26 protein-coding genes and 1 pseudogene are annotated in these 24,233 nt (G+C 35.0%); 7 read left to right on the top strand and 20 right to left on the bottom strand.

Features of this window, described 5'->3' with window-relative positions; translation table 11 throughout:
* Window positions 1-138: 138 nt before the first annotated feature.
* Window positions 139-1,128 carry a hydroxyacid dehydrogenase gene (locus tag JGE69_RS09560; protein ID WP_151283106.1) on the top strand — a complete coding sequence of 330 codons (990 nt, stop codon included), beginning with the start codon at window positions 139-141 and terminating at the stop codon, window positions 1,126-1,128.
* Between the two features lie 75 nt (window positions 1,129-1,203).
* On the top strand, window positions 1,204-2,523 hold the full coding sequence (locus JGE69_RS09555) for an MFS transporter (protein ID WP_199112627.1): 1,320 nt from the start codon (window positions 1,204-1,206) through the stop codon (window positions 2,521-2,523).
* Between the two features lie 60 nt (window positions 2,524-2,583).
* On the opposite strand, the gene JGE69_RS09550 is transcribed toward JGE69_RS09555, so the two are convergent.
* The 15 genes and pseudogenes from JGE69_RS09550 to JGE69_RS09480 all read right to left on the bottom strand — a co-directional run bounded on the left by JGE69_RS09550 (window position 2,584) and on the right by JGE69_RS09480 (window position 13,593).
* Window positions 2,584-3,282 (bottom strand): IclR family transcriptional regulator, encoded by a 699-nt coding sequence (locus tag JGE69_RS09550; protein ID WP_107881370.1) that lies wholly within the window; start codon window positions 3,280-3,282, stop codon window positions 2,584-2,586.
* 318 nt (window positions 3,283-3,600) lie between these two features.
* Complete coding sequence (locus JGE69_RS09545) at window positions 3,601-4,734, bottom strand: OmpW/AlkL family protein (protein WP_199112630.1); 1,134 nt, start codon at window positions 4,732-4,734, stop codon at window positions 3,601-3,603.
* 243 nt (window positions 4,735-4,977) lie between these two features.
* Complete coding sequence (locus JGE69_RS09540) at window positions 4,978-5,118, bottom strand: hypothetical protein (RefSeq protein ID WP_005305650.1); 141 nt, start codon at window positions 5,116-5,118, stop codon at window positions 4,978-4,980.
* A gap of 202 nt (window positions 5,119-5,320) precedes the next feature.
* Window positions 5,321-6,178 carry an Imm49 family immunity protein gene (locus JGE69_RS09535; protein WP_199113237.1) on the bottom strand — a complete coding sequence of 286 codons (858 nt, stop codon included), beginning with the start codon at window positions 6,176-6,178 and terminating at the stop codon, window positions 5,321-5,323.
* 67 nt (window positions 6,179-6,245) lie between these two features.
* On the bottom strand, window positions 6,246-6,707 hold the full coding sequence (locus JGE69_RS09530; protein ID WP_199112631.1) for a hypothetical protein: 462 nt from the start codon (window positions 6,705-6,707) through the stop codon (window positions 6,246-6,248).
* 114 nt (window positions 6,708-6,821) lie between these two features.
* On the bottom strand, window positions 6,822-7,301 hold the full coding sequence (locus tag JGE69_RS09525) for an SMI1/KNR4 family protein (protein ID WP_199112633.1): 480 nt from the start codon (window positions 7,299-7,301) through the stop codon (window positions 6,822-6,824).
* A 66-nt stretch (window positions 7,302-7,367) separates the two neighbouring features.
* Window positions 7,368-7,874, bottom strand: a complete 507-nt coding sequence (locus JGE69_RS09520; protein WP_199112635.1) for a DUF2247 family protein — start codon at window positions 7,872-7,874, stop codon at window positions 7,368-7,370.
* 101 nt (window positions 7,875-7,975) lie between these two features.
* Window positions 7,976-8,454: pseudogene (locus tag JGE69_RS18190) on the bottom strand (hypothetical protein).
* 24 nt (window positions 8,455-8,478) lie between these two features.
* A complete protein-coding gene (locus JGE69_RS09510) occupies window positions 8,479-9,174 on the bottom strand; it encodes a hypothetical protein (protein WP_227602396.1) in 696 nt (231 codons plus the stop codon).
* 162 nt (window positions 9,175-9,336) lie between these two features.
* Window positions 9,337-10,179 (bottom strand): hypothetical protein, encoded by an 843-nt coding sequence (locus JGE69_RS09505; protein WP_199112637.1) that lies wholly within the window; start codon window positions 10,177-10,179, stop codon window positions 9,337-9,339.
* Window positions 10,180-10,352: 173 nt separating this feature from the next.
* A complete protein-coding gene (locus tag JGE69_RS09500) occupies window positions 10,353-10,931 on the bottom strand; it encodes a hypothetical protein (RefSeq protein ID WP_199112638.1) in 579 nt (192 codons plus the stop codon).
* Between the two features lie 78 nt (window positions 10,932-11,009).
* Window positions 11,010-11,525 (bottom strand): hypothetical protein, encoded by a 516-nt coding sequence (locus JGE69_RS09495; protein WP_199112640.1) that lies wholly within the window; start codon window positions 11,523-11,525, stop codon window positions 11,010-11,012.
* Between the two features lie 139 nt (window positions 11,526-11,664).
* Complete coding sequence (locus tag JGE69_RS09490) at window positions 11,665-11,991, bottom strand: hypothetical protein (RefSeq protein WP_227602369.1); 327 nt, start codon at window positions 11,989-11,991, stop codon at window positions 11,665-11,667.
* A 73-nt stretch (window positions 11,992-12,064) separates the two neighbouring features.
* On the bottom strand, window positions 12,065-12,610 hold the full coding sequence (locus JGE69_RS09485; RefSeq protein ID WP_199112641.1) for a TetR/AcrR family transcriptional regulator: 546 nt from the start codon (window positions 12,608-12,610) through the stop codon (window positions 12,065-12,067).
* A 584-nt stretch (window positions 12,611-13,194) separates the two neighbouring features.
* Window positions 13,195-13,593, bottom strand: coding sequence for a hypothetical protein (locus JGE69_RS09480; protein ID WP_199112643.1), 399 nt, complete (start codon window positions 13,591-13,593; stop codon window positions 13,195-13,197).
* A gap of 166 nt (window positions 13,594-13,759) precedes the next feature.
* On the opposite strand from JGE69_RS09480, the gene JGE69_RS09475 reads away from it, so the two are divergent.
* A complete protein-coding gene (locus JGE69_RS09475) occupies window positions 13,760-14,329 on the top strand; it encodes a TetR/AcrR family transcriptional regulator (protein ID WP_000113715.1) in 570 nt (189 codons plus the stop codon).
* Window positions 14,330-14,469: 140 nt separating this feature from the next.
* Window positions 14,470-15,489, top strand: coding sequence for an MBL fold metallo-hydrolase (locus JGE69_RS09470; protein ID WP_199112645.1), 1,020 nt, complete (start codon window positions 14,470-14,472; stop codon window positions 15,487-15,489).
* Between the two features lie 57 nt (window positions 15,490-15,546).
* On the opposite strand, the gene JGE69_RS09465 is transcribed toward JGE69_RS09470, so the two are convergent.
* A complete protein-coding gene (locus tag JGE69_RS09465) occupies window positions 15,547-15,915 on the bottom strand; it encodes a hypothetical protein (protein ID WP_199113241.1) in 369 nt (122 codons plus the stop codon).
* A 389-nt stretch (window positions 15,916-16,304) separates the two neighbouring features.
* On the opposite strand from JGE69_RS09465, the gene JGE69_RS09460 reads away from it, so the two are divergent.
* Complete coding sequence (locus JGE69_RS09460; protein ID WP_199112647.1) at window positions 16,305-16,853, top strand: RrF2 family transcriptional regulator; 549 nt, start codon at window positions 16,305-16,307, stop codon at window positions 16,851-16,853.
* A gap of 157 nt (window positions 16,854-17,010) precedes the next feature.
* Window positions 17,011-18,216 carry an NAD(P)/FAD-dependent oxidoreductase gene (locus JGE69_RS09455; RefSeq protein WP_199112649.1) on the top strand — a complete coding sequence of 402 codons (1,206 nt, stop codon included), beginning with the start codon at window positions 17,011-17,013 and terminating at the stop codon, window positions 18,214-18,216.
* A 98-nt stretch (window positions 18,217-18,314) separates the two neighbouring features.
* Here the strand turns inward: JGE69_RS09455 and JGE69_RS09450 are convergent, their stop codons facing one another.
* Together JGE69_RS09450 and JGE69_RS09445 are read right to left on the bottom strand one after the other, a co-directional pair.
* Window positions 18,315-19,007, bottom strand: a complete 693-nt coding sequence (locus tag JGE69_RS09450; RefSeq protein ID WP_199112651.1) for a type 1 glutamine amidotransferase domain-containing protein — start codon at window positions 19,005-19,007, stop codon at window positions 18,315-18,317.
* Window positions 19,008-19,187: 180 nt separating this feature from the next.
* Complete coding sequence (locus tag JGE69_RS09445) at window positions 19,188-20,018, bottom strand: alpha/beta fold hydrolase (protein WP_199112653.1); 831 nt, start codon at window positions 20,016-20,018, stop codon at window positions 19,188-19,190.
* Window positions 20,019-20,491: 473 nt separating this feature from the next.
* On the opposite strand from JGE69_RS09445, the gene JGE69_RS09440 reads away from it, so the two are divergent.
* Window positions 20,492-22,102, top strand: a complete 1,611-nt coding sequence (locus JGE69_RS09440; RefSeq protein WP_199112654.1) for a bifunctional 3-(3-hydroxy-phenyl)propionate/3-hydroxycinnamic acid hydroxylase — start codon at window positions 20,492-20,494, stop codon at window positions 22,100-22,102.
* Window positions 22,103-22,134: 32 nt separating this feature from the next.
* Here the strand turns inward: JGE69_RS09440 and JGE69_RS09435 are convergent, their stop codons facing one another.
* Together JGE69_RS09435 and JGE69_RS09430 are read right to left on the bottom strand one after the other, a co-directional pair.
* Window positions 22,135-23,031, bottom strand: coding sequence for a LysR substrate-binding domain-containing protein (locus tag JGE69_RS09435; RefSeq protein WP_199112655.1), 897 nt, complete (start codon window positions 23,029-23,031; stop codon window positions 22,135-22,137).
* Window position 23,032: 1 nt separating this feature from the next.
* Window positions 23,033-24,223, bottom strand: a complete 1,191-nt coding sequence (locus JGE69_RS09430; protein WP_069123453.1) for an MFS transporter — start codon at window positions 24,221-24,223, stop codon at window positions 23,033-23,035.
* Window positions 24,224-24,233: the final 10 nt, after the last annotated feature.

The following is a 24,233-nucleotide window of genomic DNA, read 5'->3' as shown; positions in this document are numbered from 1 at the left end:
CATTTCATTTTTAAATTTAATTTAATTAAATTTTACTCATTTTTTAAATTTAATTTTTGCTATTGACTATTTTTTTGAAATGACGTTTTAATAATATGGATTATTAAGGACGTATTTTGCTCAAAATACTTAAATGGAGTGCAAGTAAAAATGAAACGTAAAGTTCTTATCACGGGGCCAACATTAACTTCAGATGCGTTACTGTATGCTCAATCCCATGATATTCAGTTGATTCCAACTGAACCGTACATGGCAAAAGATGAAATGGAAAAACTCATCCATGATGAACAACCTGATGCAATCATTGTGCGAACAGGCAAACTTTCTAGGGATATGATTTTTGCTTCAGATAATTTAAAAGTAATTGCAAAACATGGTGTTGGGTTTGACACAATCGACACTCAGGCTGCTGCTGAACGAAAAATTCCTGTCACTATTGCCGTAGGCGCAAATGCACAATCTGTTGCCGAACACGCTTTTGCACTCATGTTTAATGTTGCTCGACAAGTCACATGGTTAGACCAACGTATTCGAGAAGGTCATTGGGACAAAGCAAGTGCAAATGGTTTGGAGTTATATGGAAAAACACTGGGCTTAATTGGTTTAGGGGCAATTGGTAGCATACTCATGAAGTTAGTTGCTCCTTTAAACATGAAAGTAAAAGTATACGATCCGTTTCTACAAAATCTGCCTGAGCTTGATTATGTAGAACAAGAGCATGACTTTGAAAAACTCTTAGAAACCAGTGACATTATTAGCCTACATTGTCCACTCACAGCAGAGAATAGATACTTATTTTCTCATGCCCAATTTGAAAAAATGAAACGATCAAGCATCTTAATTAATACAGCACGTGGTGAATTAATTGATCAGGCTGCATTAGTTGAAGCACTTAAAAATAATAAAATTGCTGGTGCAGGTTTAGATACTTTTTCTTCAGAACCGCCAGAAAAAGATAATCCATTATGGGAATTGCCTAATCTAGTTGTTACTCCTCACATAGGCGCAAACACAACAGATTCACGTAATCGCGTCGGTCTCTTAGCACTCGAACAGATTGTGAGTATTTGGGATGGTCAACTGTTAAACCCACGAGCTATCGCTAACTGGAAGTTACTCAATAGCTAATCATGGAACTCAATTGTTTCTAAGCTTTTAGATGCAAGAACAATTAAAATATTGAATATAAAAAAGGATTTTTTTATGTCTACAGAATATTCTCAAGTAAGTGCGATAGAACGCGAAACGATGCGCAAGGTAGCGTGGCGATTACTGCCTTTTTTAACACTTTGTTATGTCATCGCCATTATTGATCGTGGCAATATTGGTATGGCTTCATTACAAATGAATGAAGACCTTGGATTAACAGCTACTGCTTTTGGTTTTGCCAGTAGCTTATTTTTCTTTGCATATTTTTTATTTGAAGTACCCAGCAACCTCGCCATGCAAAAATTTGGAGCAAAAGTATGGATTGCTCGAATTATGGTGACATGGGGGGTAATATCATCCGCAACTGCATTCGTTGAAAGCTCCACATCGTTATATATTATGCGGTTCTTACTCGGCGCTGCCGAAGCAGGTTTTTTCCCAGGTGTCATTTTATATTTAACCTATTGGTTGCCTGCAAACTATAGAGCAAGAATGATTGCAATATTTATGGTGGCGATTCCAGGTGCAAACTTTCTAGGTTCACCATTATCTGGTTTTTTATTATCCCTAGATGGCTGGATGGGCATGCGCGGATGGCATTGGCTATTTATTTTAGAAGGTATTCCTGCTGTTTTACTGGGTATCGCCTGCCTATTTGTACTCACAGATCGACCAGAACAGGCAAAATGGCTCAATAGCGAACAAAAAGCTTGGTTAGTTGAAAGACTACAATTTGAACGCCAACAAAAAACCCCGATTGGTCATATTTCACTATGGCAGCTTTTAAAGAATAAATATATTTGGGCTATGATCATTATCTATTCTGGTGCTTCTGCTGCCGGCAGTACAATGAGTGTTTGGGCACCACAATTAATTAAATCATTTGGTTTGAGTAATCTAGAAATTGGTTTAGTGAATGCAATTCCTTATGGCATCGCTTCTATTGCCATGATTCTTTGGGGTCGTAGCTCAGATCGTAAAAATGAACGCCTTTGGCATACAGCAATCGCTCTATTGATGATCTCAATTGGTTTATTAATTGCTTTGTTCACGTCTTCACTTATTGGCACAATCTTTTTACTCAGTATCGTTTTAATTGGTGCTTATTCTGCGAAAGGTCCATTCTGGGCTTTAGCATCCTCATGGATGTCACCGACTACAACGGCGGCAGGACTCGCAGCAATTGGCGCATGCGCTAACCTGATTGGTGGCGGCATGATGGTGAATATCTATGGCGCAATACATGATGCAACAGGAAGCCATGCTATCGCCTTACTTCCACTTGCAGCACTAAACCTCGTGTCGGCTATTATGGTTTTCATTATGTCTAGAAAGAAAGCCGTTTTGTTTAGCCAACCACAAAGTACTTCGTAAATAGCATAAATAAAAAGGGGCTAAATCATGAGCCCCTTTTTTATATTTAAAATATTAGAATTAATTACGAATACTCTTACCACCTAAACTTTTCGTTAAATCATCTGCAATTTTGAAGAAAAAATCCCCGACAGATTTTGCAACTTCCGCAGTAAAACGGCTTGATGGGCCTGAAATGAGTAAGGCTCCTACTACCTCATTTTGAGCATCAAACACAGGCAATGCCATTCCAGCTGCGTGGGGTTCTGTTACACCAGTTGAATAAAAAGGTTCTGTTCTTGATAAAACTTGTTCATATGTTGATTTCAATGCTTGAGCGCATGCTGCTCCATCCATTGGCCGAACTTCGCCCGGTTGAACGTGAACACGTAATCGATGGGTAGAGTTTATTCGATATTGGCAAAGACGATATGCTCCATGTTTAACGTAAAAAGAAGCTGTTTCGCCAATTTCATCTACAAGTTGCTGTAAGCAAGGCATGACATGTCTTTCTAAGTCTAAAGCATCTTGATAAATTGTATTTAAACGCATGACTTCGCTGGCAAGTGTATATCTGCCATCCGAAAGACGGTTAACAAAACCAAAATCTTCTAGCGAAACGATTAAGCGCATGATGGTTGCTTTATTTAATTCTGTTCGTTCAGCGAGTTCAGCTAAGGTTAAAGATTTATCACCTATTCTAAAAGCAGTTAACAAAGTTAAAAGGCGATCAGCCGATGCATTTCCGCTTGTTGCTGGGTGAGGTTTAATTTTAACCATGTTTTTCCTACAATATCTTGATATCAATTTTAAATGTATTGAATTAGGTTTTTAACTTTACCATATTTCTTATATTTTAATTTAATCTCTCAAGTGACCTTCGGTTTTTCTTTACCCAACCATATAAAGCTTAGTTCTTTCAGATGTTTATCCTAAAATGATAAGTTCCTCCTTGAATTCACAAACAGACCACTACACTGCTTTTCTTATAAAACCCCACCAATAATTGATATTTGGTAGGGCTTTTTATGCACAGAAAATACGACAGGTTAAATCGTAAATTTTCCTAAACGAAAGATTAATATTTAAATGAGGATATTAAAAACGATAACCCACACCTAGATATGTAATTAAGGGATCAATATCAACTTTGGTTGAGGCATGAATTAACTGCTTACCTGTTTTGCTATCAATCACATCAATATTTGCGCGGTTATTTAACTTTGCATAGGACACTGAACCAACAGCATACCAATTTGGCGTGATGTCATACGTAGCTCCTAGACTCACAATGGGGGCAATCGCATCAGTTGCTTTAACCCGAACATATGGGTTTGCACTTGAAGTTTTGCCATCTAAGGCTGCACCAGCATTGTTATCTAGAACATTCTGAATCATATGCCCCGCCGCAATTAAGTCAGAATTAATTTGGTCGTTTAACTTAATGTTAGAAAAGCGTGAATACATAATTCCGGCACCAATATATGGACGAAATTTATTTACTCCTGCCTTACCGAACTGATATTGAGCTTCTAATGCTGGAGTCCATGCACGTACCGTAGCAGCTTTCGATTTATTACCGAGGTTAGTGATTGGAATGTCTTGTAATAAATCAAGTTTATCCCCTATAACCAAAGCAGCTAATCCTTCAGGATTTGCAAAACCAGATAACGGCGCATTGATTTCTCCTTTCCCCTTAATATCAACTTTTGGAGGAATCCCACCGATTAACTGTAAAGACACATTCTCATTCACATAGTAATTAAACATTAAACCCAGAGTGTCTACATCTTCTGCTTCAAGCCCTGTGCCTTTACCTTCCCATTGCTCTAGTCCTTTAATTGTTGCTGTACCCGTGATATCTGGCGAAACCATATCATTTTCATCTACAAGCCCTAATAGCTGACCAACCGATTGTTGCTGATTGCCGTTTTCATCGACTGGATGGCTAAATACCATATCGAGAACTTCTTTGACATTTTCACCCGTTGATAATGTCGCATTAGGGTCAATTGATTTCATAAATGCTGAGGTAGAAATGGTTCCGACTTTGGCAGTGGTTCCATTTGCTACAGCAGTATTGATGTTGAATGGATTTGCTTTCCCTTGTGGCATGACATGCAACCATCCAGCAGATACAGAAAACCGTTTAAATTCTGCATGTGCTGTTTGAGTTCCCGTTACAAAAGCCACGGCGAGCAGATTTCCGCCTATTAATTTTAAAATATCCATTTTATTTCCTTTATTTTATTTAAGAGGTTTCCATTAACCTCTTCATTTAAAATAAAGATTTTTTTAACTTTTGGTAAAATTTTCCGATAAAAAGTATTATAAAACAATATATTAATTTTACTTAATTTATTTTAATTGATTGAAAAATATACAGTATAAATGAATTTTCTATGGAAATTTATAAATTAAAAAAAAGCCCACCTTCCGATGAGCTTTTTATTTAATTAAAATTAACGGTATGTATTAGGCATTAAATTCTGCTAATACAAAGTTTTTTACTATTTCATCAAAAGTTGGTTTCAGAAGAGCTTGCTCGCTATTTTTTATAGTTTTATAACAATAACTCGCTGCAACTCCCATACTGAACAAAGCTAACAATTTCATTGCTCACCTCACTTATTGGGAAGAGTGAAATTTAAAGTATCATTCACGTTTGTAGCGTTCCAACTCGTTTTAGCGAGGTTTCTGTATACTTTTTAAGCAATGTGTAATAAAAAAGCGTACATCTTTGGGACGCTTTCGTTGGTCTCTTCAACTACAAAAATTTATCTTGAACATAGACAAGTTTTCAAGAAAATTTCGATACTTATCTATTGTTCCTTTTTGGGGACCAAACTTTCCACTCACCTTCAAAAGGAGTAAAAATATCAAATTCGCGCATAAATTCCCATGGTTCGAGATATTCAAGTAAAGGCTCTACAGGCAACCATTCTTTAGGTATCCAAGGAGTATCGATATTTAAATGATATCCATTTCTCCATGCTAGTTTGATATAAATTACTGCATGAGTCGCAATAAAATGCTCAGTAAAAGTAAATGCAAATTCAAAATTACGGACTTTGGCAATTTTTTGACTAGTTAATTCAGTCAAAATATTTTCCATTTCACCCTTATCCCCATTGGCTAAGGCAAGATAAAAACGATGGTCAATTAAATACTTTTTATCCTTTTTTAAATCAGTTTGTAAAATGAGTTCACAACGTTCACGTAATTTATCCCACTCATGATTAAGAGCTAATATCAACTGATACCCATGAAAATCAGGCTTACGTGGATTGTCGCGGTCTTTAATTGAGCCTTGTCGATCATACGATACTCGGTGCTGACTATACCAAGAAATGATTTCCTCATTATCTGATAATAAAGCATATAAATGTTTATAGGCAGGGAACCATTCTATAGTATCAAACTGAAACACCATACGATTCAGTTTAGCCGCAATAAAACACCACTGTTTAAAAGCAATTAAATCACTATTCCTAAACCAAGATACCATTGCGTTAGCTTCAGCATAACTCCCTAACATTCCTATACAAAATGCAACATCTCCTTTTCGTTGAGAAATATAATTTATTTTCTCTTGAATACCGTCTCTAAACTCAGCATGTTGAATCACATGGGCTAATGCTTTTTGAAAGGCTTCCTTATTTTTAATAGTATTCATCAAGGTTGATTTTTCCATGAAGGAGTTAATTTTTTAACTATTAAATATTGAGTAAAACTCTAATTAGCTACTCAAACATAATTTTTGACTTGAATGATAATTCGCCACATTCATAAATATCTTTAAATAAATTTAAGGCTAACTCTAAATCTTGATTAACATATTTTGCTTGCCACTCATCTTCATGCGGCTCAAAAACATAAACTTCTTCAGGACTTTTAGTTTTTCTGTTCACAAGACGCAAATAAGTACCAGCAGGATATTCCTCATTTTCACTAATACTGCATCCAAATAAATAACCATATCTAGAATCACAAACCATGCTGTAGCTATCAATATCACTATATGCTAATCGCTCAGACTCTTCAGAATAATCTGCGTCTGTTTTATGAATAATGACACTACCTCCAAAAGAAAAAATATTCTTAATTATATTTGATAATTTCTCCCAACCCATTTCTTTTAAATCTATTCTTTTCTCTAAAAAAAATGGGGTTCTTACTACATAACTACAAACATATAAAATCATTACTAACCTTTAATATTTACTCTACCAGTCGCTCTGTCTCCAAATTGCTATTTTTCAACTATTGAGTACTGTTAAATAAATTATTATTTAAAAATCAAAACCTATCGTAGATTGCTAATACTCAATAAATTCATGTAATGAATTTATAAAGTGTACAAAATTATCTGCTAGGTACAGAACCTTTCTTTTACCCTCATTTATTCCAGAACTATAGAATTCATCGTGTAAAACAAGCACAATCTTAGGTTGATCTTTTATCCAAGGAAATCTGTAATCGAAACAAATAAAATTTCCCCCAGGTGTAGATCCAAATCCTATTAATTTTCCCTCATAGTCATCATCACTTTCGGGAAATTGCATTCCTTCTATTCGAGGTTCATGCAAGTATCCTCCTAACTCTACTGTACTGATATTTAGCTCACCGTCAGTATCAACATAGTCAAAGCTAGAAATTTCAGGATAGATGCCATCATGTTGAGAAATAAGTTCAACATATTCTGGTGGAAATACTACCTCTAAGGTAGCTGCAAAATTTTCAATAATTTCTTTATTAATTGTGCCATTTGGATACTGATCCCCAATATCTTGTAGCATTTGATGGTTCTCCAGTATTTAAAAAATTTGCCTAATATTCTTAAGTGTCATAAATCACATAGTACTTTATTTGTACTTTAGAGCACTCTGTTGTAAATAATTTTCCCAATTCTTCATTAAGCGATTAATATTTTCTGCATAAGAATACAATGAGGGATCGTATCCATCCGTAGGAGGCATATATTTAATAAAATTATCGATTTCGGCTGGATAATCAAAATCTGTATAAATACGTTCCACTTCATCTAAAGGATCTTTAAAACTTGCGCGATTAATCCAGAGCCAACTAAGAATTACATATAACCATTTTTGACTGATGTTCTCATATTCATCTTCTTTAAAGTTAGGACATAGTTCATTAATAAAAGGAGTGATGTTATTTGATTCACTCGGGATAAGGAATGACAGCTCAAGTTCAGCTTTAGTATAGTTCCCTGTTGATACAATATTTTCTGCTTTTTTTATTGGTATTTCTGAAGCAAGGAGATTCTTTTCATAACCCCATTTGATATCACACCATGAAAGTGTCACCTTTTCATTAATAAAATCAGCAGGTATTGGAAACAACTTCATTTCTTTGTGTCTCGGTTCTTAATAAAAAGACTGTAATTCTACTATGTGCAAAATCTTAACAAGTAATATTTTATTGATTATCAAGCATATATTTAAAAGAATTATAACAATTTCAAACTCAGTCTTTTAGCCTCGGCTTCATCACCATACCACCACACTGGTATATCTTTGACTTTAGCTGACATTTCTTCATTAGGACCTAGATCACTTTCTAATGAATAGTAGTCCCCATTTTGATATCTCGGCATAATTATACTATTTATAAATAAATCATAGGCTTGTTGATAGCAATGTGGACATGAAGGTAAAGAGTTTAAAAACCTTTTAGTATTATTCTCAATATAATTACGATAAAGAGAACCACCATTAACAGCATATTCTGGCAAATCCTCCTTAAAATAGGATCATTTCGCCCAGTTATCCATACAATCGTATTACAATTTGCACATTGCGCCCCCATAGCCTCCGATGGGTGGTAATGATTTGGTCGAATAAACAAAATACCATTTTGTTCAAATTCTTTCTGGTACCATACCCCTATACCCAATTGACTGGCTGCTACCTGATGTAAAGATCTCATAGGTACTCCTTTTAGAATTCTTTTTTAGAAGAAAAGATAGAATAAAAACATAAATAAACTACCAAGTCCTATTACTACCCATGATATTAGTTTAGATATAAATCTATCTTCTTTAAAAAAGAATGGTAAAACCCATTTATTGATGTCTATTTCTCTTAGCCAAGATAAATACCAAGGAAAAGTTAAAGCGAATACAAGAGAACTTGTGAACATAGCAACAGATGAAGGTCTCTTATAAAATTCAGACCCACTCATTTTAAAAAACATTACCCAAAAAATTACTTCTATAGCGCATAGCAAGACACATAAATAAATATAAAACTTATTCTTCAGATTAGTGATAAAAATTGGGGTTAGTGTCCACAATGGAAAAACGAATCCAAATCCAAGTCTAAAACCATATAACTCAGTATTAATATCAAATAGAAAGAACCGCAGAGGTATTATTACATAATAAAGTGCAAAAAATATAAGGCTTAAAAACTTAACTCGATTAAGAGTATTAGAGTCAAGGTCTGCAAGAATAGGTTTAGATATTAAATATCCAAAAAAATAAATAGCATAGAAACTAATTAGATAAATAAATATGGAAGAATATGACTCATAGTCAAAAACACCATACAAGAATGAAGATAAAATCCAAAGCAATCCAAAGATAAAGAAATTTTTAGCAATAATAAAAAATGGAGATTTGGTTTTAAGAACTGATGGCTCAATCATAATTTGCACTGCGGTATATCCCATCTATACATAGTCATTTCTAAGTAATGACTATAATTAATTCAAATTTATCAATATATTCGATAGATATATAAATTCATGCCATTGTATCCTCCTGTACCCCAGCTGTTTGCAACCGCACTTTTGAGCAGGTTGATTCAGCTACAAAAAATTTATCTGTATCGTTTCAAGCAAATCATCACTTATCACTTCGAAGTCTTTAATTTTTGCTGAATGAGTGTTCATTAAAGGATGATTTAATGATATTTCATTTAATTTATCTAATGCACGTAATTTATTAATCACATGAATTTCAAGTGGCAATAAAGTAAACGGAGGTCTAATAAATTTTGGAGGATACTTACGTAAATCATTATCTATTAACTCTTCGCAATGTAAATTTGCTATATCTATGAGTAAAGGTTCTAAAAATACTGATCCAAATGACCAATTATTTATCAAATCTTTAAATTTTCCATCTATTTTTGATTCTAATGTAAATTCTTCATTAATCCATTTGTAATAAGCCCATAATGAAAAATAGTCATAACTTAAAGGAAAATCAGATAGAAATTTTTGTTGTAAGCAAAACTCTACTTGGCGAGCTAATTTCTTTGCTAAATTTTTATTATTTAATAGAATCGCCCAAAAAAGTAGTGCAGAAAATTCTGAAAAATACTTCTTTAACTCATGTACATTCATTTTATCTAAAGGTTTTATTTTAAAATCTTTTAATTGTAATTCTCTTCCCACTTCTGCATACATCAAAGCAAGATTTAAATTATTTAAAGCATCTATATCTGCCTTATTATTTTCAATTTTTAAGAATGCCAATTGGGCATAAGATATAGACATACTCACTATATGATGAGGAAAAAGTATATCTTCCCCATCTAAGGTATCTAGTATGTGTTTTTGATCAAATTTTAATGAATGAATCAAACTTCCAATACTATACGTTTTATAACATTTTAATAATTTATTTAATTCTCTTATTTCTTTCATCAGGCAATCTCAATAGTTTTCATAATATAAAAAAATCTTCCTTAAGAATAGTTAACTTAATGATTATAAATTTAAAAACCAATATTCCGGAATAAAATAATTTAAAATTCATAAGATAGATTTAATATATAGTTTGCAAAACTTTTTAAAAATAAAGTTGTTTTATTTCTAATTTAGCTAGAAAACAATAATCTTCCTGTTGTTAACTCATCGAATAAAGTAGGATCTTCATCGCCTCGAATTGTTCCTTGAGACGAATATGAACCTAATCTCTTTCTGTATCGAATTAAGTACTCAAATAGTGTTCCAAATCTTTTTACTGTATTATTATTTTCATCCCACTCATAAACAATATCATTAATATCCTTTGTATACATGAAGAAAATATTAGCATGTTCATTCTCACCACAAATCTCAAAATATTGTTCTTCAGCTAAATCTAATGTCTCACCATTCTCTCTATAATTGATAGCAAGTTCTTCATCAGCCATTAAATTTTTTTGCCTTTGTATATTAAATCCAGCATTTCTATAATATCTATATATGTAAAAATCATCACCAAAAATCACTCCTCCTGAACATTTACCCATAGTTGTTAGCAACTCTTTCAATTGACCATGCACAGAAATATTATTTAATTTCTCAATTTCAGCGATTTCTTGTTCTGAATATCCATTAACCTTTTCTAATTTTTCAATAAAATAATTTTTTTCAGCTTTAATAGAAGAAAGCATAGTCACCAAATTACTCATATAAAGTACCTTATAGATTGGGAAGCCTTAAAATAGATCTATAAATATTCACAACTTAGCATACCAAATTAAAAACTTTTACACATAATTACCATTATCATCTAGTTCATCTTTTGGTCTATTGTGATAATCAGAAATTAAAAAACTAAAATAATCCATCATATTAACCATGATGCTTCTTGAAAAATCCAATGTCATATAAAGCCCATATTTTATATCTCTATGCGAATCAAAAAAAGTTTGCACTATTATATTAAAAAAATCCAACCAATCCTCATCAATATTTTTATTGTTTTTATTAGTTATAATTACTGATAAAATTTCATCTCTTTTTTCTAGAAAAACACCAATGAGGTATCCTCTTAAGTAGTCATGAAATGAAGACAAATTACTTCCAAACTGTTTTGTATTTGCATGAATGTCATTCAAGTGCTCTCGATTATTTCCATATATTTTCTCGCCAAAAAAATCATAAACTTGTTGAAGTTCATCAAAATCAGATATGTCAAAGCAAACTTTAATAATTTGCTTACTATTTGCTTCTTGTTCATAAAAAAAATGGCATGAGTCATCTTTCATTTTAATATTCTGCACAATAAAACTCCAACATTATGAAAAGATTAACGTAGTTTTCATTCATACTTTTCACTGCGGTATATCCAATCTATACATAGCCATTCCTATGTTAAATTAACTAGTATATTCTTTGAAAAATTTAATTTATACAATTCCCCTAATTAGTATTTCCACTTTTGTTTTTAAATATTTTTAATGCTTCATGTCTGGTTTTTTGTGTATATTTTTTTGGCATTCCTGCTATTTCTTTAAGTATTAAGATTATTTCATCAGAAATATACTCAGATTTTTTACTCAATAGGTTTAGAGCTAATATAGTCCAATATTCAGAAGTACTATCAGATAGAGCAAAAATAAGTATTTCTCTAATTTGTTCAAAAGAATAGACTTCAGCAATATTATCAACTTCTTTATTTTCAAGTATTAATAAGCCTTCCCTCACATCTTGCATTAAAAACCCCCTCATTATTTGTTTAGTTTTCATGATCTACAATTATAACTTCAAATTTATCTCTAACCTTTAGTGAGTAAAATTTAGAATTAAGCATTATGAAATGTTACCCAAAAAACCTCTCCACCACTACATCCCTTTCATCCAAACTGTTTGAGCTTAAAATCTGGAACATCAAGCCATCAATCAAATTTAAAACCATGTCGGCACTTGGTTTTAATGCGTGAGTTTCCAAACTAAAAACCAAATCAAAAAGTTCTTTAAGCAGCCATTTTCTATATTCAAGCGCTATACGGTAGGCTTGCGGGTAAAACTGATTAGTTTCAAAAATGGCCTTAAGTAATAGATAGTACAGACTATTAAAATTGACATGTAAAACAATAATCTCTTTGAGTTTATCGCTTGAGGTTCGGTAACGGCTTGAGTAGATAATTGCCAGCACTTCTTCTTTAAGTTTGCTTTTTTGAAAGGATAGGCACATTTCAATAAGCCGCTGTTTTGAGTGAAAGTAGTTATAAAAAGTGGCTTTAGGAATTTTGGATTTTTTGACAATTAAGTCCACACCCGCATTGTGAAATCCATAGAGATTGAACAGCTCTATTGCTGAATGAATAACCTGTAATTTTTTGAAAGATCTTTCTAAAGTTGGCATCGTTTTACCGTTATAAATTCTTGTTGTTGCTAAAAGAGATAAAAAAGCCTGTGCCTTTTCTGGGAGAAAAAAAGGCACAGCAAAGCCGTAAAGACTGTGCGTGGCACATCTCAAGTTTTATTGTTGCTAAGTTTTAGACGTAATGATTTAAAGTCTGAAAAGCCTATAGCTCATCAAACTGCTTTAAATTGATTTAAGTTGTGTCGAGATAGTTTTTGACAGTGACTGCCAATAATTTATGAATGTGCATAGCCAACTCCTTCTATTGGGAGTTCTGCCAAAACATTATAAATTATGGTGGCAGAACGGAAGCGGGTTGACGGACTGGTTTCGACATCCAGCACACTCGAAAGTGTCCCACTCCCGTCCTACCGCTACGGGAGGGAACGAGGTGCGCACACAAGACTACTCCTCAGAAGAAATAATCCTGATGTGGTCGAATAAACGGTCCGTCAAAACCGACTGGCAATGTAGGCCAGCCCACAAATGGTAATCTTCAAAAATTAAGGTGTCAATGTGAAATTGGCTAGAAATTATTTAATTAAATTATTGTTTTTCATTTAATTACATAATTAAGAAAAACCTTAAATATAAGATTTATTTAAGTTAGACTTAAAAGCTACTCTAACGGTATAAGTTGGAAAAAGTGGTTCTAATAGGATAGTTTCATTAAAAATAAAAACTTTAGGGCACAAAGCCATAACGTCGTATATATTTTCGATTATTGATTTCAGCTTAGAAGTAAAGACTGGAATATCCTGATCATCTGCAACAACATAGACATTTTCATTGTGAATTGTTTGCATGCTTTCTAACAACTCGTCCATATTATCAAAGTCGTTAAAATTCATATCTGTCCATAAAATACAGTTTTGTTTTATGGGATACATATTCAATTTCGTATAAACATCTTCTACGTCTATACCACTAATAATTTGAAAATCATTTTTGAGTGCATTTTTGCATTCTTCAAATAAGGACATATCTTTTACCTAATTTCTTTTTAAGAGTAATAATCTATTCCAGATGTATTTTATAACTTTTCAGCTATTAATTTATCGGATTCTTGGTTCTCCCCTACAAAATATCTCTTGCTGTCTTACTATTTTTATGTATGATTGAGTAATCACTCAATTAATATTTTTTTATATGGCTCGTCCTCGTAGTGAAGATAAACGTAATGCAATTTTAAGTGCTGCTATCGAAACATTGGCAGAGCTTGGCGAGCGTGCGTCTACCTCAAAAATTGCCAAAGTTGCTGGCGTGGCAGAAGGTACGTTATTTACCTATTTTAGTAATAAAGAAGAGCTGCTGAACCAGTTATATCTTTCACTAAAGGCTGAGCTACGTCAGGTGATGATGCTTAGTTACCCGACTAACGCTGACCTGCAAACACAAATGTCACATATCTGGCAAAGCTATTTGGACTGGAGTCTAGAAGCTCCCCTTAAACGAAAAGTAATGGCGCAGCTTTCGACCTCAGAACAAATTACTGAACAAAGCAAACAAATTGGCATGCAAACCTTTTGTGACCTCACCCAAAACATTCAAGAATGTATTAATGACGGAAAATTAAGAGATTACCCACCGTTATTTATTGCTTCAATTTTAGGTGCGCTTGCCGAAGTTACACTTAATTTTATTGCCCAAGACCCTTCTCAAGCCGAGCGTTATCGTAAATCTGGTTTTGAAGCGTTTTGGCATGCAGTTTCAATCTAGACAAGAGTTAAGGATGCGCGGCATCCTTATTTTTGAATGAATTAATGAGTGAGTAAACACTCATTTAAATAAATCGAAATAAGCACTTAACTCAAGTTCTTATTTGTACATATAGGTTTGTTCCAATAAGGAAAAACAAAATGACTATTTCAAACACAACAGACTTGCCTGCTCCCTTAATGCCATCTCAGCAGCACAATGGCAAATTTAGAAATATGCGTCCAAACCAACACCAGCCTTCTTTTGGCAAAACGCTTCAACTCATGTGGAAGTTTCTATTTAACAAACCTAAAAATACCGTTCCAAACAGAGAAATTCCTGTTTTAAGTTTGTCAAAAGAACAGCTTTTAAGTGCGCCTGACCGCTCTCTATTTCGTTTCGGCCACTCAACCATCTTGTTAAAACTACAAAATGAGTTTTGGTTAACCGACCCTGTTTTTTCAGAGCGTGCGTCACCTTTTCAATGGCTTGGACCAAAACGTTTCCACCAGCCACCGATTAGTATTGCCGAATTACCACCCATTAAAGGTGTGATTTTGTCGCATAACCACTACGACCACCTCGACTACCATGCAGTCATGCAACTTAACGATAAAGTTGAGCATTTCTTAACACCGCTTGGTGTGGGTGATACGCTCATTAAATGGGGAATTCCAGCAGAAAAGGTTCAGCAGCTCGACTGGTGGGATACCACACAGGTAGATGGGCTAAAATTGGTGGCTGCCCCTGCTCATCATTTTTCAGGCCGTGGTATGGGCGATAGCAATGCGACACTTTGGGCTTCTTGGGTGATTATTGATAATGATCTACGGGTATTTTTCAGTGGAGATACGGGCTATTTTGACGGGTTTAAAGAGATTGGACATCGTTATGGCCCTTTCGATCTCACCATGTTAGAAACTGGCGCTTACGACCCCGAATGGCCCGATGTTCACATGCAGCCAGAGCAAACTTTACAAGCACATATCGACTTAAAAGGACGTCATTTGTTGCCTGTGCACAATGGTACTTTTGATTTGGCACTTCATGCTTGGGATGATCCATTTGAACGTATTGTCGCTTTGGCTCAACAAAATAATTTAGCGATTAGTACGCCTCAAATGGGTGAACTCTTGAATCTTAATGAACCAAATGTCGAAAATTATTGGTGGCGTTCGTAAGTTCGAGGAAATTATTTGGAGAGTAAAAGAATGCTTTTGCTCTCCGATTTTTAAATTTTAACTTGTCTTATGCGCCTTCCAAGGAAACTTAATTGTGCACAAAACAAAAACCAGAAATAAAAATTGGGAAATATACATGTAGTTGAGCAAATCTCGGCCCACTTTTAATGTAATCCAAGTGTTGTGAATGACATCACTAAATATAATGAGAAAAGTTAGAATTAAGCCGATACGAGATCTATAAAATAGAAGAATTGCTGCGAGTGGATCAATAAATGTTAAAGATGTCCAATAAATACAGGTAAATAGTGGTGCATTGTTATAGTCCCAAAACAAACCATGCATCAAAACTGTTTGTAAATGATTGAACCCTGCACCGATAAGACAAAGTGCATAAATACATCTAATAATAAATTCAGTTTTCAAAACAACTCTCTTATTCATTCATCGTGCTATGTAAAAAATATTTTTATTCAGATAAAGCTATTCAATATTTTAATTGAAACAATCTACATAAATATAATTTAAAAGACTCTATAAATAAATGATAAATGTCTACACCCTTTCCTCTATCTTACTTATAAGTTGTGAACTATTTGATTAAACATCTATTAGACATTCTTACGTTTAAAAGAACTCAATAAAATATTTTTTATAAATTATTAAAAATTTAAACTATTCAAATAGATAGATTCATAATTAACGCTTTAAAAGAGCCCTCTTAAAACTAAGACTAACTTTGTCTTAGTTTTATTATTGACTAAAAACACAGACTGCATTAGTCTGTGTTTGTAATTGATCAATTATGAAATTAAATGGCTTATATCACTAGTAGCGTCGAGTATGCGATTCACTGTCTTCTTTTTCTTGTGAACAATGAAGATAAACCTTTGAGTAGTAAGGATCTTGCTGAATTACAAGGAGTCTCTTCGAGTTTTATGGCCAAGATTTTTCCTAAACTTGAAAAGGCAGGTCTTGTTATTGCTCAAGAAGGTGTTCGTGGTGGGTATTTACTCGCTCGATCCGCTCATGAAATCAGTTTTTTAGATATTATGAATGCAATCGAAGGTGAAAAACCGCTTTTTGAGTGCCAAGAAGTTCGCGGGAAATGTGCTGTCTTTAATCACGCCCCGCCAGATTGGGCAACCAGTGGTGTGTGTGCAGTGCATGCCGTCATGCTACAGGCCGAAAAAGCCATGCGAGATGCGCTAGGTGCTCATACACTTGGTGATATTGCTGACCGTTTTGGCCGTTATGCACCCGACGTATTTTTTAGTGATGTAAATGGCTGGATCAATGAACGCATCGAAGGAAGAACAGCAAAAATGCGGAAAAACAAAATCTCACGGGATACCCCCGACTAATGAGCTGAAAGGGTCTCAAACCCTAGAGCAATAACACCCCTAATCGTTTTAAACGCCTTCTCAGATTTTTCGGACAATCAGAGAAAGGATTCGCTCACCCTAAATTTTGTGATGAGTTGGAATATGTTGTCCGAAAATCTATCAAAAGGATAATCAAATGAGCAAGCGTATTATTATTGCAGGTTCTGGCTTTGCGGGTTTATGGGCTGCACTCGCTGCACAAAGAGCAATTCACTTAGCGTCGCAAGAACAAAACATTGAGGTGCTGATGGTTTCCCCTAGCCCGAATGTTGGTATTCGTCCTCGTCTTTATGAAGCTGTGCTTGAAAACATGAACCCTGATATTTCAGAGTTATTAAGTGTGGTTGGGGTTAAATTTCTGGCAGGTTGGGTAAATAAAATTGATGTCGACCAACAGGCAATTGAGGTTTTAACCACCGATGACAACAAACAATCCTTAAGCTATGACCGTTTTATTCTGGCAACCGGAAGTACGACGTTTATGCCGCCTATATCGGGTCTTACCGAATATGGCTTTAGCGTAAGCACACTAGAAGATGCTGAAAAACTAGACCAACATCTTAAAAACTTAGCTAATAAACCTGCAAATGCAACGCGTAATACGGTGGTCGTTGCAGGTGGTGGTCTTACTGGGTTAGAAACCGTTACCGAAATGCCTGAACGTCTGCGTAGCATTTTAGGTGAAACTGATGTCCGTGTAGTTTTAGTAGATTCCTCAACAGAAATTGGCGCGGCGATGGGTAACCAAGCTGCGGCTGTCATTCGAGAAGCTCTCACAGAACTCGGTGTGGAAGGTAAAGCTGGGCTACGCGTTACTGCACTTGATGCATCAGGGGTAACGCTTTCAAACGGCGAAAAAATTGAAACAGAAACCGTGATTTGGACTGCTGGCATGAGAGCTAACTCGCTCACCTCTCAAATTGCTGGTGAAAAAGATAATTTAGGCCGTTTGATTGGGGATGCTTATTTACATGCACCTGAAGCAAAAAATATTTTTGTGACTGGCGATACGGTAAAAGTTCCAACCGATGATTTAGGTAATTTTAACGTGATGTCTTGCCAACATGCCATGAGTCTAGGTCGTGTAGCGGGTTACAACGCTGCGGCAGAACTAGCTGATTTACCACTTCATCCATACAGTCAACCAAAGTATGTGACATGTGTTGACTTAGGTCCTTGGGGCGCACTTTATACTGAAGGTTGGGATCGTCAGGTTCAATTTGTGCGTGATGAAGCTAAAAAAATTAAACAAGAAATTAATACCATCTGGATTTATCCACCAGCCGCAGACCGTGAAGCAGTTTTTGCAATAGCAAACCCTGATTTTGTGATTGTTCCTTAAAAATTAGCCGTGCTCCATCAAACCACTTTATTTAAACAACAGACAAGCAAAACCGTCACAGGTTTTGCTTGTCTGATTCATATTTGAATCATTAACAATTACGACTTTTCTAGCTCTTCTACTATTGCTAAAGCCGTCTTTCTAGCTGAAAAAGGGTTTTGACCTGTAATTAACTTGCCGTCTTGAACGACATATGGTGCAAAAGGAATAAAAGCTTTTTCATAATGAGCGCCGTATTCTTTCGCTAATTCTTCGGCATTGTACGGCACTTTTTTTGCTACCCCTGCTAAAACCTCTTCACTCCAAGCAAAGCCTGTTAACTTCTTATCTTTTATCAGTCGCCCGCCATTTGAAAGTCGTACATTGAGCAAGCCACAATATCCGTGACAAACACTCGAAACGATGCCGCCATTTTCATAAATATTTTTGGTGATTTCTTGAAGTTCAGGGTTATCTAAAAAATCCCACATCACACCGTGACCACCTGTGTAATAGATTACGTCATAATCTTGCCAATGAATATCGGAAGGCTTAAATGTATTTGCTAGCAGCATAATAAAAGATTGATCTTTTTCTCGGTCTTTAACAGACTTATCTGCAACTAAAGGCAAAAGTGACTTAGGTTCAATTGGAGTTTTACCGCCATTTGGGCTAACAATATCTTGTATGTAACCTTGCTTTTCAAATTCATCATAGGCATGGGTGAGTTCGCCTAACCACAGCCCTGTTGGTTCATCTACATCCTTATAGCGTGAAATATTGGTCACGACATGTAATATGCGTTTAGACATTTCATCACCTCATTTTTCATACTTATAATTCTATCTTTCATCTATCAAAACATAGAAAGCTGTTACTGAAAGTGTGCGCTTGGTAAAGTTATGAACCTTATTTCAATTTTGATTACAATTTATTTTTATTATAAAAAAAGGCATTCAAAATGCCTTTTTCTAAAGTTTAAATACTTTTAATTATTCGCGAATAAATGCCAATAAGTCTGTATTAATCACTTCATGGTTCACAGTTAACATCCCGTGAGAAAAGCCTGGATAAATTTTGAGTTGGCTATTCGGAAGTAATTCAGCAGATTTCACCCCAGAAGTTTTATAAGGCACGATTTGGTCGTCGTCACCATGTAATACCAAAACAGGAATAGTGATTTTCTTTAAATCTTCTGTAAAGTCAGTTTGTGAAAAAGCGACGATACCGTCGTAATGCGCTTTTGCACTGCCATTCATCCCCTGACGCCACCAGTTCGAAATGATACCTTCCAATGGCTTCGCATCTGGTCGGTTAAATCCATAGAACGGGCCAGATGGCAAGTCACGGAAAAATTGCGCACGGTTTGTGAGAACTTGATTTTGCAGGTCATCAAAAACTTCTTTTGGTAAACCTTCAGGATTATTTTCGGTTTTAACCATAAGTGGTGGAACCGCACTAACAAGGACAGCTTTTGCAACGTTTTCTTGACCATGACGTGCGATATAGCGAACTACCTCACCACCACCTGTTGAATGGCCAATATGAATTGCATTTTTAATGTTCAGATGTTTAACTACTTCTGCCAGATCATCTGCATAGTGGTCCATATCGTGACCATCCCACACCTGACTTGAACGCCCATGTCCCCGTCTATCATGAGCAACTACACGAAAACCTTCTTTAAGGAAAAAAAGCAACTGTGTGTCCCAATCATCTGAACTTAAAGGCCATCCATGATGAAAAAATAAAACTTGGGCATCGCGTGGTCCCCAATCTTTATAGAAAATTTCTACGCCATCTTTTGTGGTTACATATCCCATCTTTGTTCTCCTGATGAAAAACTGTTTATAGATTCGTTATAAAGGCTTGAATATTTATACTCAGTTAAAATGAGCTTTGATGTCCTAATAACAATGTTGCACATAAATTAACATGCTCTGATATGAGCAACAGTAATTACTCAGTCAATTAATGTAAAAGTAATTTTTTTCGGTTGATATCTATTCTAGTACTGAGTTTTTTACTTTTGTGAAAATAGCTAAGAAAATAATGGCGAATGAAAAGGTTGATTAAACGTCGTTCCAACTTCCATACAATTATATATAATTTAAAACAATGATTGGATTAAAAAAACCTATTACAAAATATTTAAAAATTCTTTAAATACAATACATTAAAATCAATAAGGCATACATTACCCTTCAAAAAATCGTCTTATTAAACTATTGATTAAATTTAGCTTTGTTTCAATTTTGATATTAATAAGAAAACTTGATAGTAAGGGATATTTACTGTGAATCAGACTCAACATCACACCACGGAAGTTGCAATTTTAGGTGCAGGCCCAGTTGGGTTAACAATTGCAAATTATTTAAGTAAACAAGGTGTACAAGTTACTGTTATTGAACAACTAGACCAACTCATTGATTATCCAAGAGCGATTGGTATTGATGATGAATCATTACGCACGATTCAGTCAGTAGGTTTAATCAAACAAGTTTTACCGCACACTACCCCTAATCATGCTATGCGGTTTTTGACCCCTAAAGGTCGCTGTTTTGCGGATATTCAGCCTATGACTCGCGAATTTGGCTGGCCACGTCGTAATGCATTTATCCAACCCCAAGTTGACCGTGTTTTACTGGAAGGTTTAGCAGCCTATCCAACCACAGACGTGCGTTTTTCACGTCAATTAAATAGCTTCTCTCAAGACAAAGACCATGTAACGTTAAATTTAACGACTAAAGATCAAAAGCAGGAAACTGTTCAAGCGCAGTATTTAATTGCTTGCGATGGTGGAAATTCATTTGTACGCCGTACACTTAACATTAATTTTGAGGGTGAAACTGCTCCAAACCAATGGATTGTTATTGACCTTGCTAACGATCCACTAGCGACGCCTCATGTATATTTATGCTGTGATCCAGTACGTCCTTATGTATCGGCTGCTTTACCACATGGTATTCGTCGTTTTGAGTTTATGGTAATGCCTGGAGAGACTCAGGAAGAATTGAGTAAACCCGAAAATATTAATCGTTTATTGAGTAAAGTTTTACCTCATACGGACAATATCGAAGTGATACGTCAGCGTGTTTATACACACAATGCACGCATTGCAGACCGTTTTCGTGTAGACCGTATTTTATTAGCTGGAGATGCAGCACATATTATGCCTGTATGGCAAGGTCAAGGTTACAATAGTGGCATGCGTGATGCTTTTAATCTTGCTTGGAAAATGGCATTAGTCATTAAAAAAATTGCAAAGCCAGAGATTCTAGACAGTTACCAACTAGAAAGAAAAGACCACGCTCAGGCCATGATTAATTTATCTGTTTTGGCGGGACATGTTCTTGCTCCACCAAAGAAATGGCAAGGTGTGGTTCGTGACGGTATTGCTTACGTATTAAATTACATACAACCGATAAAACGTTATTTGTTTGAAATGCGTTTTAAACCCATGCCGAAATATCATCAAGGCATATTGGCACCTTTTCCAGAAAAGAATACACCTGTCGGCAAGATGTTCATCCAGCCTCATGTTCAGCTTGAAAATAAAGACAAAGTTTTACTCGACGAAGTGATTGGTAATAACTTTGCCATTCTTGCTTGGGGAGTTAATCCTACTTGGGGGATCTCACCAAATAGTATGAAAAAATGGGCTAAATTAGGTATTAAATTTATTCAAGTCATACCTGCGATTCAGTTAGACGCTCCGAATCGACCTTCTGACGAACATGTAATTACTATTGGTGATGTAGACACTGAAATTCGCTCTTGGTTTAGCCAAACAAATCAATCTATGGTGATTTTAAGACCTGACCGTTTTATTGCAGGTCTCGCTATTCCTCAAACTGTAAATAGTATAAGTGAAGAACTGTTCCAAAAAATGCATTTGATCAACTAAGTATAATTAAGCCATTCTTTAGAATGGCTTTTTTAAAATGCAAAATTTAGATGAAACTGTTTTTTAAGTACATCCAAAATTAAATCTATAGCTTTGTTTACATGGTCTTTGCGATAAGAAACGTGTAGACCTATCATTGGTAAAGGTTCTACCGTCTTTTTAACTACAATTTTATCCCCTAATAATGGGATAACATACTGAGGAACGAGACTCCAACCAATTTCCATTCCAACTAAATTAACATTGAGTAAAATGTTGGTTGAATGCTGCACAATATGAATATTAAGTTTAGATTTTTTAAAAAAACCATCAATAATTCGATAAAGCTCAGGTGAAGCTTCTTCATTACACATCACAAAATTATGATGCTCAAAACTTTTTATACTAATGCGTTCTTGCTGTGCTTCTGGCGAGTTTTTAGGAATAATTAAAGTGAGTGGCTCTTGGAAGATTTGAATAGAAACCAGTTCATCTGTATTTGCACCATAACGCGTAAAAGCAATATCTATTTCCCCCTTCTTCAGTGCCTGTAGTTGAGCATCATCAATTAAACTTTGAAAATCAATTTTAAGCTCTGGGAAATACGCTCTAATATTCGGCATGATATAAGGAAAAACTTTCATCTCAGCGACTGGAACAAAGCCAATATTTAATTGTTCTTGTTCAACTTTTGCAGTTTGTCTAGCCAAGCTAATGGCTTTCTCGGTGTGTTCTAAAATAATAAGCGCTTCTTTAAAAAAAACTTCCCCTGCTTTTGTAAGCTCGACTTTTCGTTTGCTGCGTATAAAAAGCTGAACACCAACTTCATCTTCTAAGTCTTTAATCTGTTGACTGAGCGAAGGCTGTACCGTATGCATTCGTAATGCTGCTTTCGTAAAATTTAGCTCTTCAGCGACCGCAACAAAATAGCGTAAGTGACGTAATTCCATGTCATATCCCAATTTTTGTCTTTGTATCTCGATTACATAGCCAACGATATAAAAATAAAGTCATTATCGTTAGCCATGCACATAACTGGTAAGTTTTCTCATAGCCTATATGGGCAATAATAAATCCTACCATAAGCGAACCAATCGCCATCCCTAAATCAAATAAAGTAAAAAAGGTTGAAACCGCATACCCAATTCTGTTTTTCTCGACCGTTTGTATAGCCATGGTTTGAAAAACAGGAAAAAGTGAGCCATACCCCGCACCGATTAAAGCAGCAGCAAACCAATATTCCCACTGGGTCTGCATTTGACTCACCAAGAACAATCCTACCGAAAAAAGAATAAACGAAGGATAAACGACTGAGTTAGCCCCTCTTTTATCGTATGAATAACCAACCCAAGGACGCGCCATAATCATTGATATTGCAAAAACAATAAAAAATACACTTGTTGCAGGGAGTAAGTTTTTAGTTTCACTATAGATACTTATAAAGCTCATGATGCTTGAATAAGCCATTGCAACGAATAATGCAATCAAACCAATAGGAATTACTTTTCTTTCAATAATATCGTTTAAACTAATTTTCTTCTTTGCTTGTACCCACTGCCTATCTTGTAACGATGTCACTGGTATAAGAAAGCAAAAAACTAAACCCATACATACAATTAAAGTGAGAAGAATAAATAGGTTATAAAAACTAGTGTAACGTAGGGTAGCTAGTGCAATCATTGGCCCAAATACAACCGCTAAATTTGTAGACATGACGAAATATCCCATGCCTTCGCCTTTCCTCTGCTCTGGGATGAATTCATTCACAATAGGTACGGTGACCGTAGTTAAAATACTAAACCAGATTCCATGCACGAACCGGATCATCAGTAATATCCATAGTTGATTTACACATAAATAACCAAGGGCCAAAAATGCAAACAGTAATGCTGAACCTCGCAACACTGTTTTTTCGCCGAAACGTTCAATGATCAAACCAGCAAAAGGACGAATGGCAATCGATGAAATCAAAAATAAAGTTAATGCCAAACCTGCCTGACTAATTGAACCTGATAATTCTTTTAAAATATAAAGGGGTAATATGGTGAGCAAAGCATAGTAATAAATGAATAAAAAAAGGTTGTTTAATACACAAAGGATAAATGAACGATTCCAAAGCTTTTGCTGGGCATCTGGGTACATTACTCTTACT

Origin of the sequence: Acinetobacter sp. C13 (assembly GCF_016809775.1) — a bacterium.
GTDB classification, from domain to species: domain Bacteria; phylum Pseudomonadota; class Gammaproteobacteria; order Pseudomonadales; family Moraxellaceae; genus Acinetobacter; species Acinetobacter pittii.
Note: the sequence above shows the minus strand (reverse complement) of the source record. Positions and strands in the feature narration are given on the sequence as shown.

What these genes read in the sequence shown, in the direction of transcription:
- JGE69_RS09450 (WP_199112651.1), bottom strand. Translation starts at nt 19,007, where the DNA reads ATGTCTAAACGCATATTACATGTCGTGACCAATATTTCACGCTATAAG.
- JGE69_RS09445 (WP_199112653.1), bottom strand. Translation starts at nt 20,018, where the DNA reads ATGGGATATGTAACCACAAAAGATGGCGTAGAAATTTTCTATAAAGAT.
- JGE69_RS09555 (WP_199112627.1), top strand. Translation starts at nt 1,204, where the DNA reads ATGTCTACAGAATATTCTCAAGTAAGTGCGATAGAACGCGAAACGATG.
- JGE69_RS09505 (WP_199112637.1), bottom strand. Translation starts at nt 10,179, where the DNA reads ATGAAAGAAATAAGAGAATTAAATAAATTATTAAAATGTTATAAAACG.
- JGE69_RS09500 (WP_199112638.1), bottom strand. Translation starts at nt 10,931, where the DNA reads ATGAGTAATTTGGTGACTATGCTTTCTTCTATTAAAGCTGAAAAAAAT.
- JGE69_RS09545 (WP_199112630.1), bottom strand. Translation starts at nt 4,734, where the DNA reads ATGGATATTTTAAAATTAATAGGCGGAAATCTGCTCGCCGTGGCTTTT.
- JGE69_RS09490 (WP_227602369.1), bottom strand. Translation starts at nt 11,991, where the DNA reads ATGAAAACTAAACAAATAATGAGGGGGTTTTTAATGCAAGATGTGAGG.
- JGE69_RS09530 (WP_199112631.1), bottom strand. Translation starts at nt 6,707, where the DNA reads ATGATTTTATATGTTTGTAGTTATGTAGTAAGAACCCCATTTTTTTTA.
- JGE69_RS09550 (WP_107881370.1), bottom strand. Translation starts at nt 3,282, where the DNA reads ATGGTTAAAATTAAACCTCACCCAGCAACAAGCGGAAATGCATCGGCT.
- JGE69_RS09485 (WP_199112641.1), bottom strand. Translation starts at nt 12,610, where the DNA reads ATGCCAACTTTAGAAAGATCTTTCAAAAAATTACAGGTTATTCATTCA.
- JGE69_RS09475 (WP_000113715.1), top strand. Translation starts at nt 13,760, where the DNA reads ATGGCTCGTCCTCGTAGTGAAGATAAACGTAATGCAATTTTAAGTGCT.
- JGE69_RS09460 (WP_199112647.1), top strand. Translation starts at nt 16,305, where the DNA reads ATGGCTTATATCACTAGTAGCGTCGAGTATGCGATTCACTGTCTTCTT.
- JGE69_RS09455 (WP_199112649.1), top strand. Translation starts at nt 17,011, where the DNA reads ATGAGCAAGCGTATTATTATTGCAGGTTCTGGCTTTGCGGGTTTATGG.
- JGE69_RS09525 (WP_199112633.1), bottom strand. Translation starts at nt 7,301, where the DNA reads ATGCTACAAGATATTGGGGATCAGTATCCAAATGGCACAATTAATAAA.
- JGE69_RS09435 (WP_199112655.1), bottom strand. Translation starts at nt 23,031, where the DNA reads ATGGAATTACGTCACTTACGCTATTTTGTTGCGGTCGCTGAAGAGCTA.
- JGE69_RS09480 (WP_199112643.1), bottom strand. Translation starts at nt 13,593, where the DNA reads ATGTCCTTATTTGAAGAATGCAAAAATGCACTCAAAAATGATTTTCAA.
- JGE69_RS09470 (WP_199112645.1), top strand. Translation starts at nt 14,470, where the DNA reads ATGACTATTTCAAACACAACAGACTTGCCTGCTCCCTTAATGCCATCT.
- JGE69_RS09535 (WP_199113237.1), bottom strand. Translation starts at nt 6,178, where the DNA reads ATGAATACTATTAAAAATAAGGAAGCCTTTCAAAAAGCATTAGCCCAT.
- JGE69_RS09520 (WP_199112635.1), bottom strand. Translation starts at nt 7,874, where the DNA reads ATGAAGTTGTTTCCAATACCTGCTGATTTTATTAATGAAAAGGTGACA.
- JGE69_RS09540 (WP_005305650.1), bottom strand. Translation starts at nt 5,118, where the DNA reads ATGAAATTGTTAGCTTTGTTCAGTATGGGAGTTGCAGCGAGTTATTGT.
- JGE69_RS09430 (WP_069123453.1), bottom strand. Translation starts at nt 24,223, where the DNA reads ATGTACCCAGATGCCCAGCAAAAGCTTTGGAATCGTTCATTTATCCTT.
- JGE69_RS09510 (WP_227602396.1), bottom strand. Translation starts at nt 9,174, where the DNA reads ATGATTGAGCCATCAGTTCTTAAAACCAAATCTCCATTTTTTATTATT.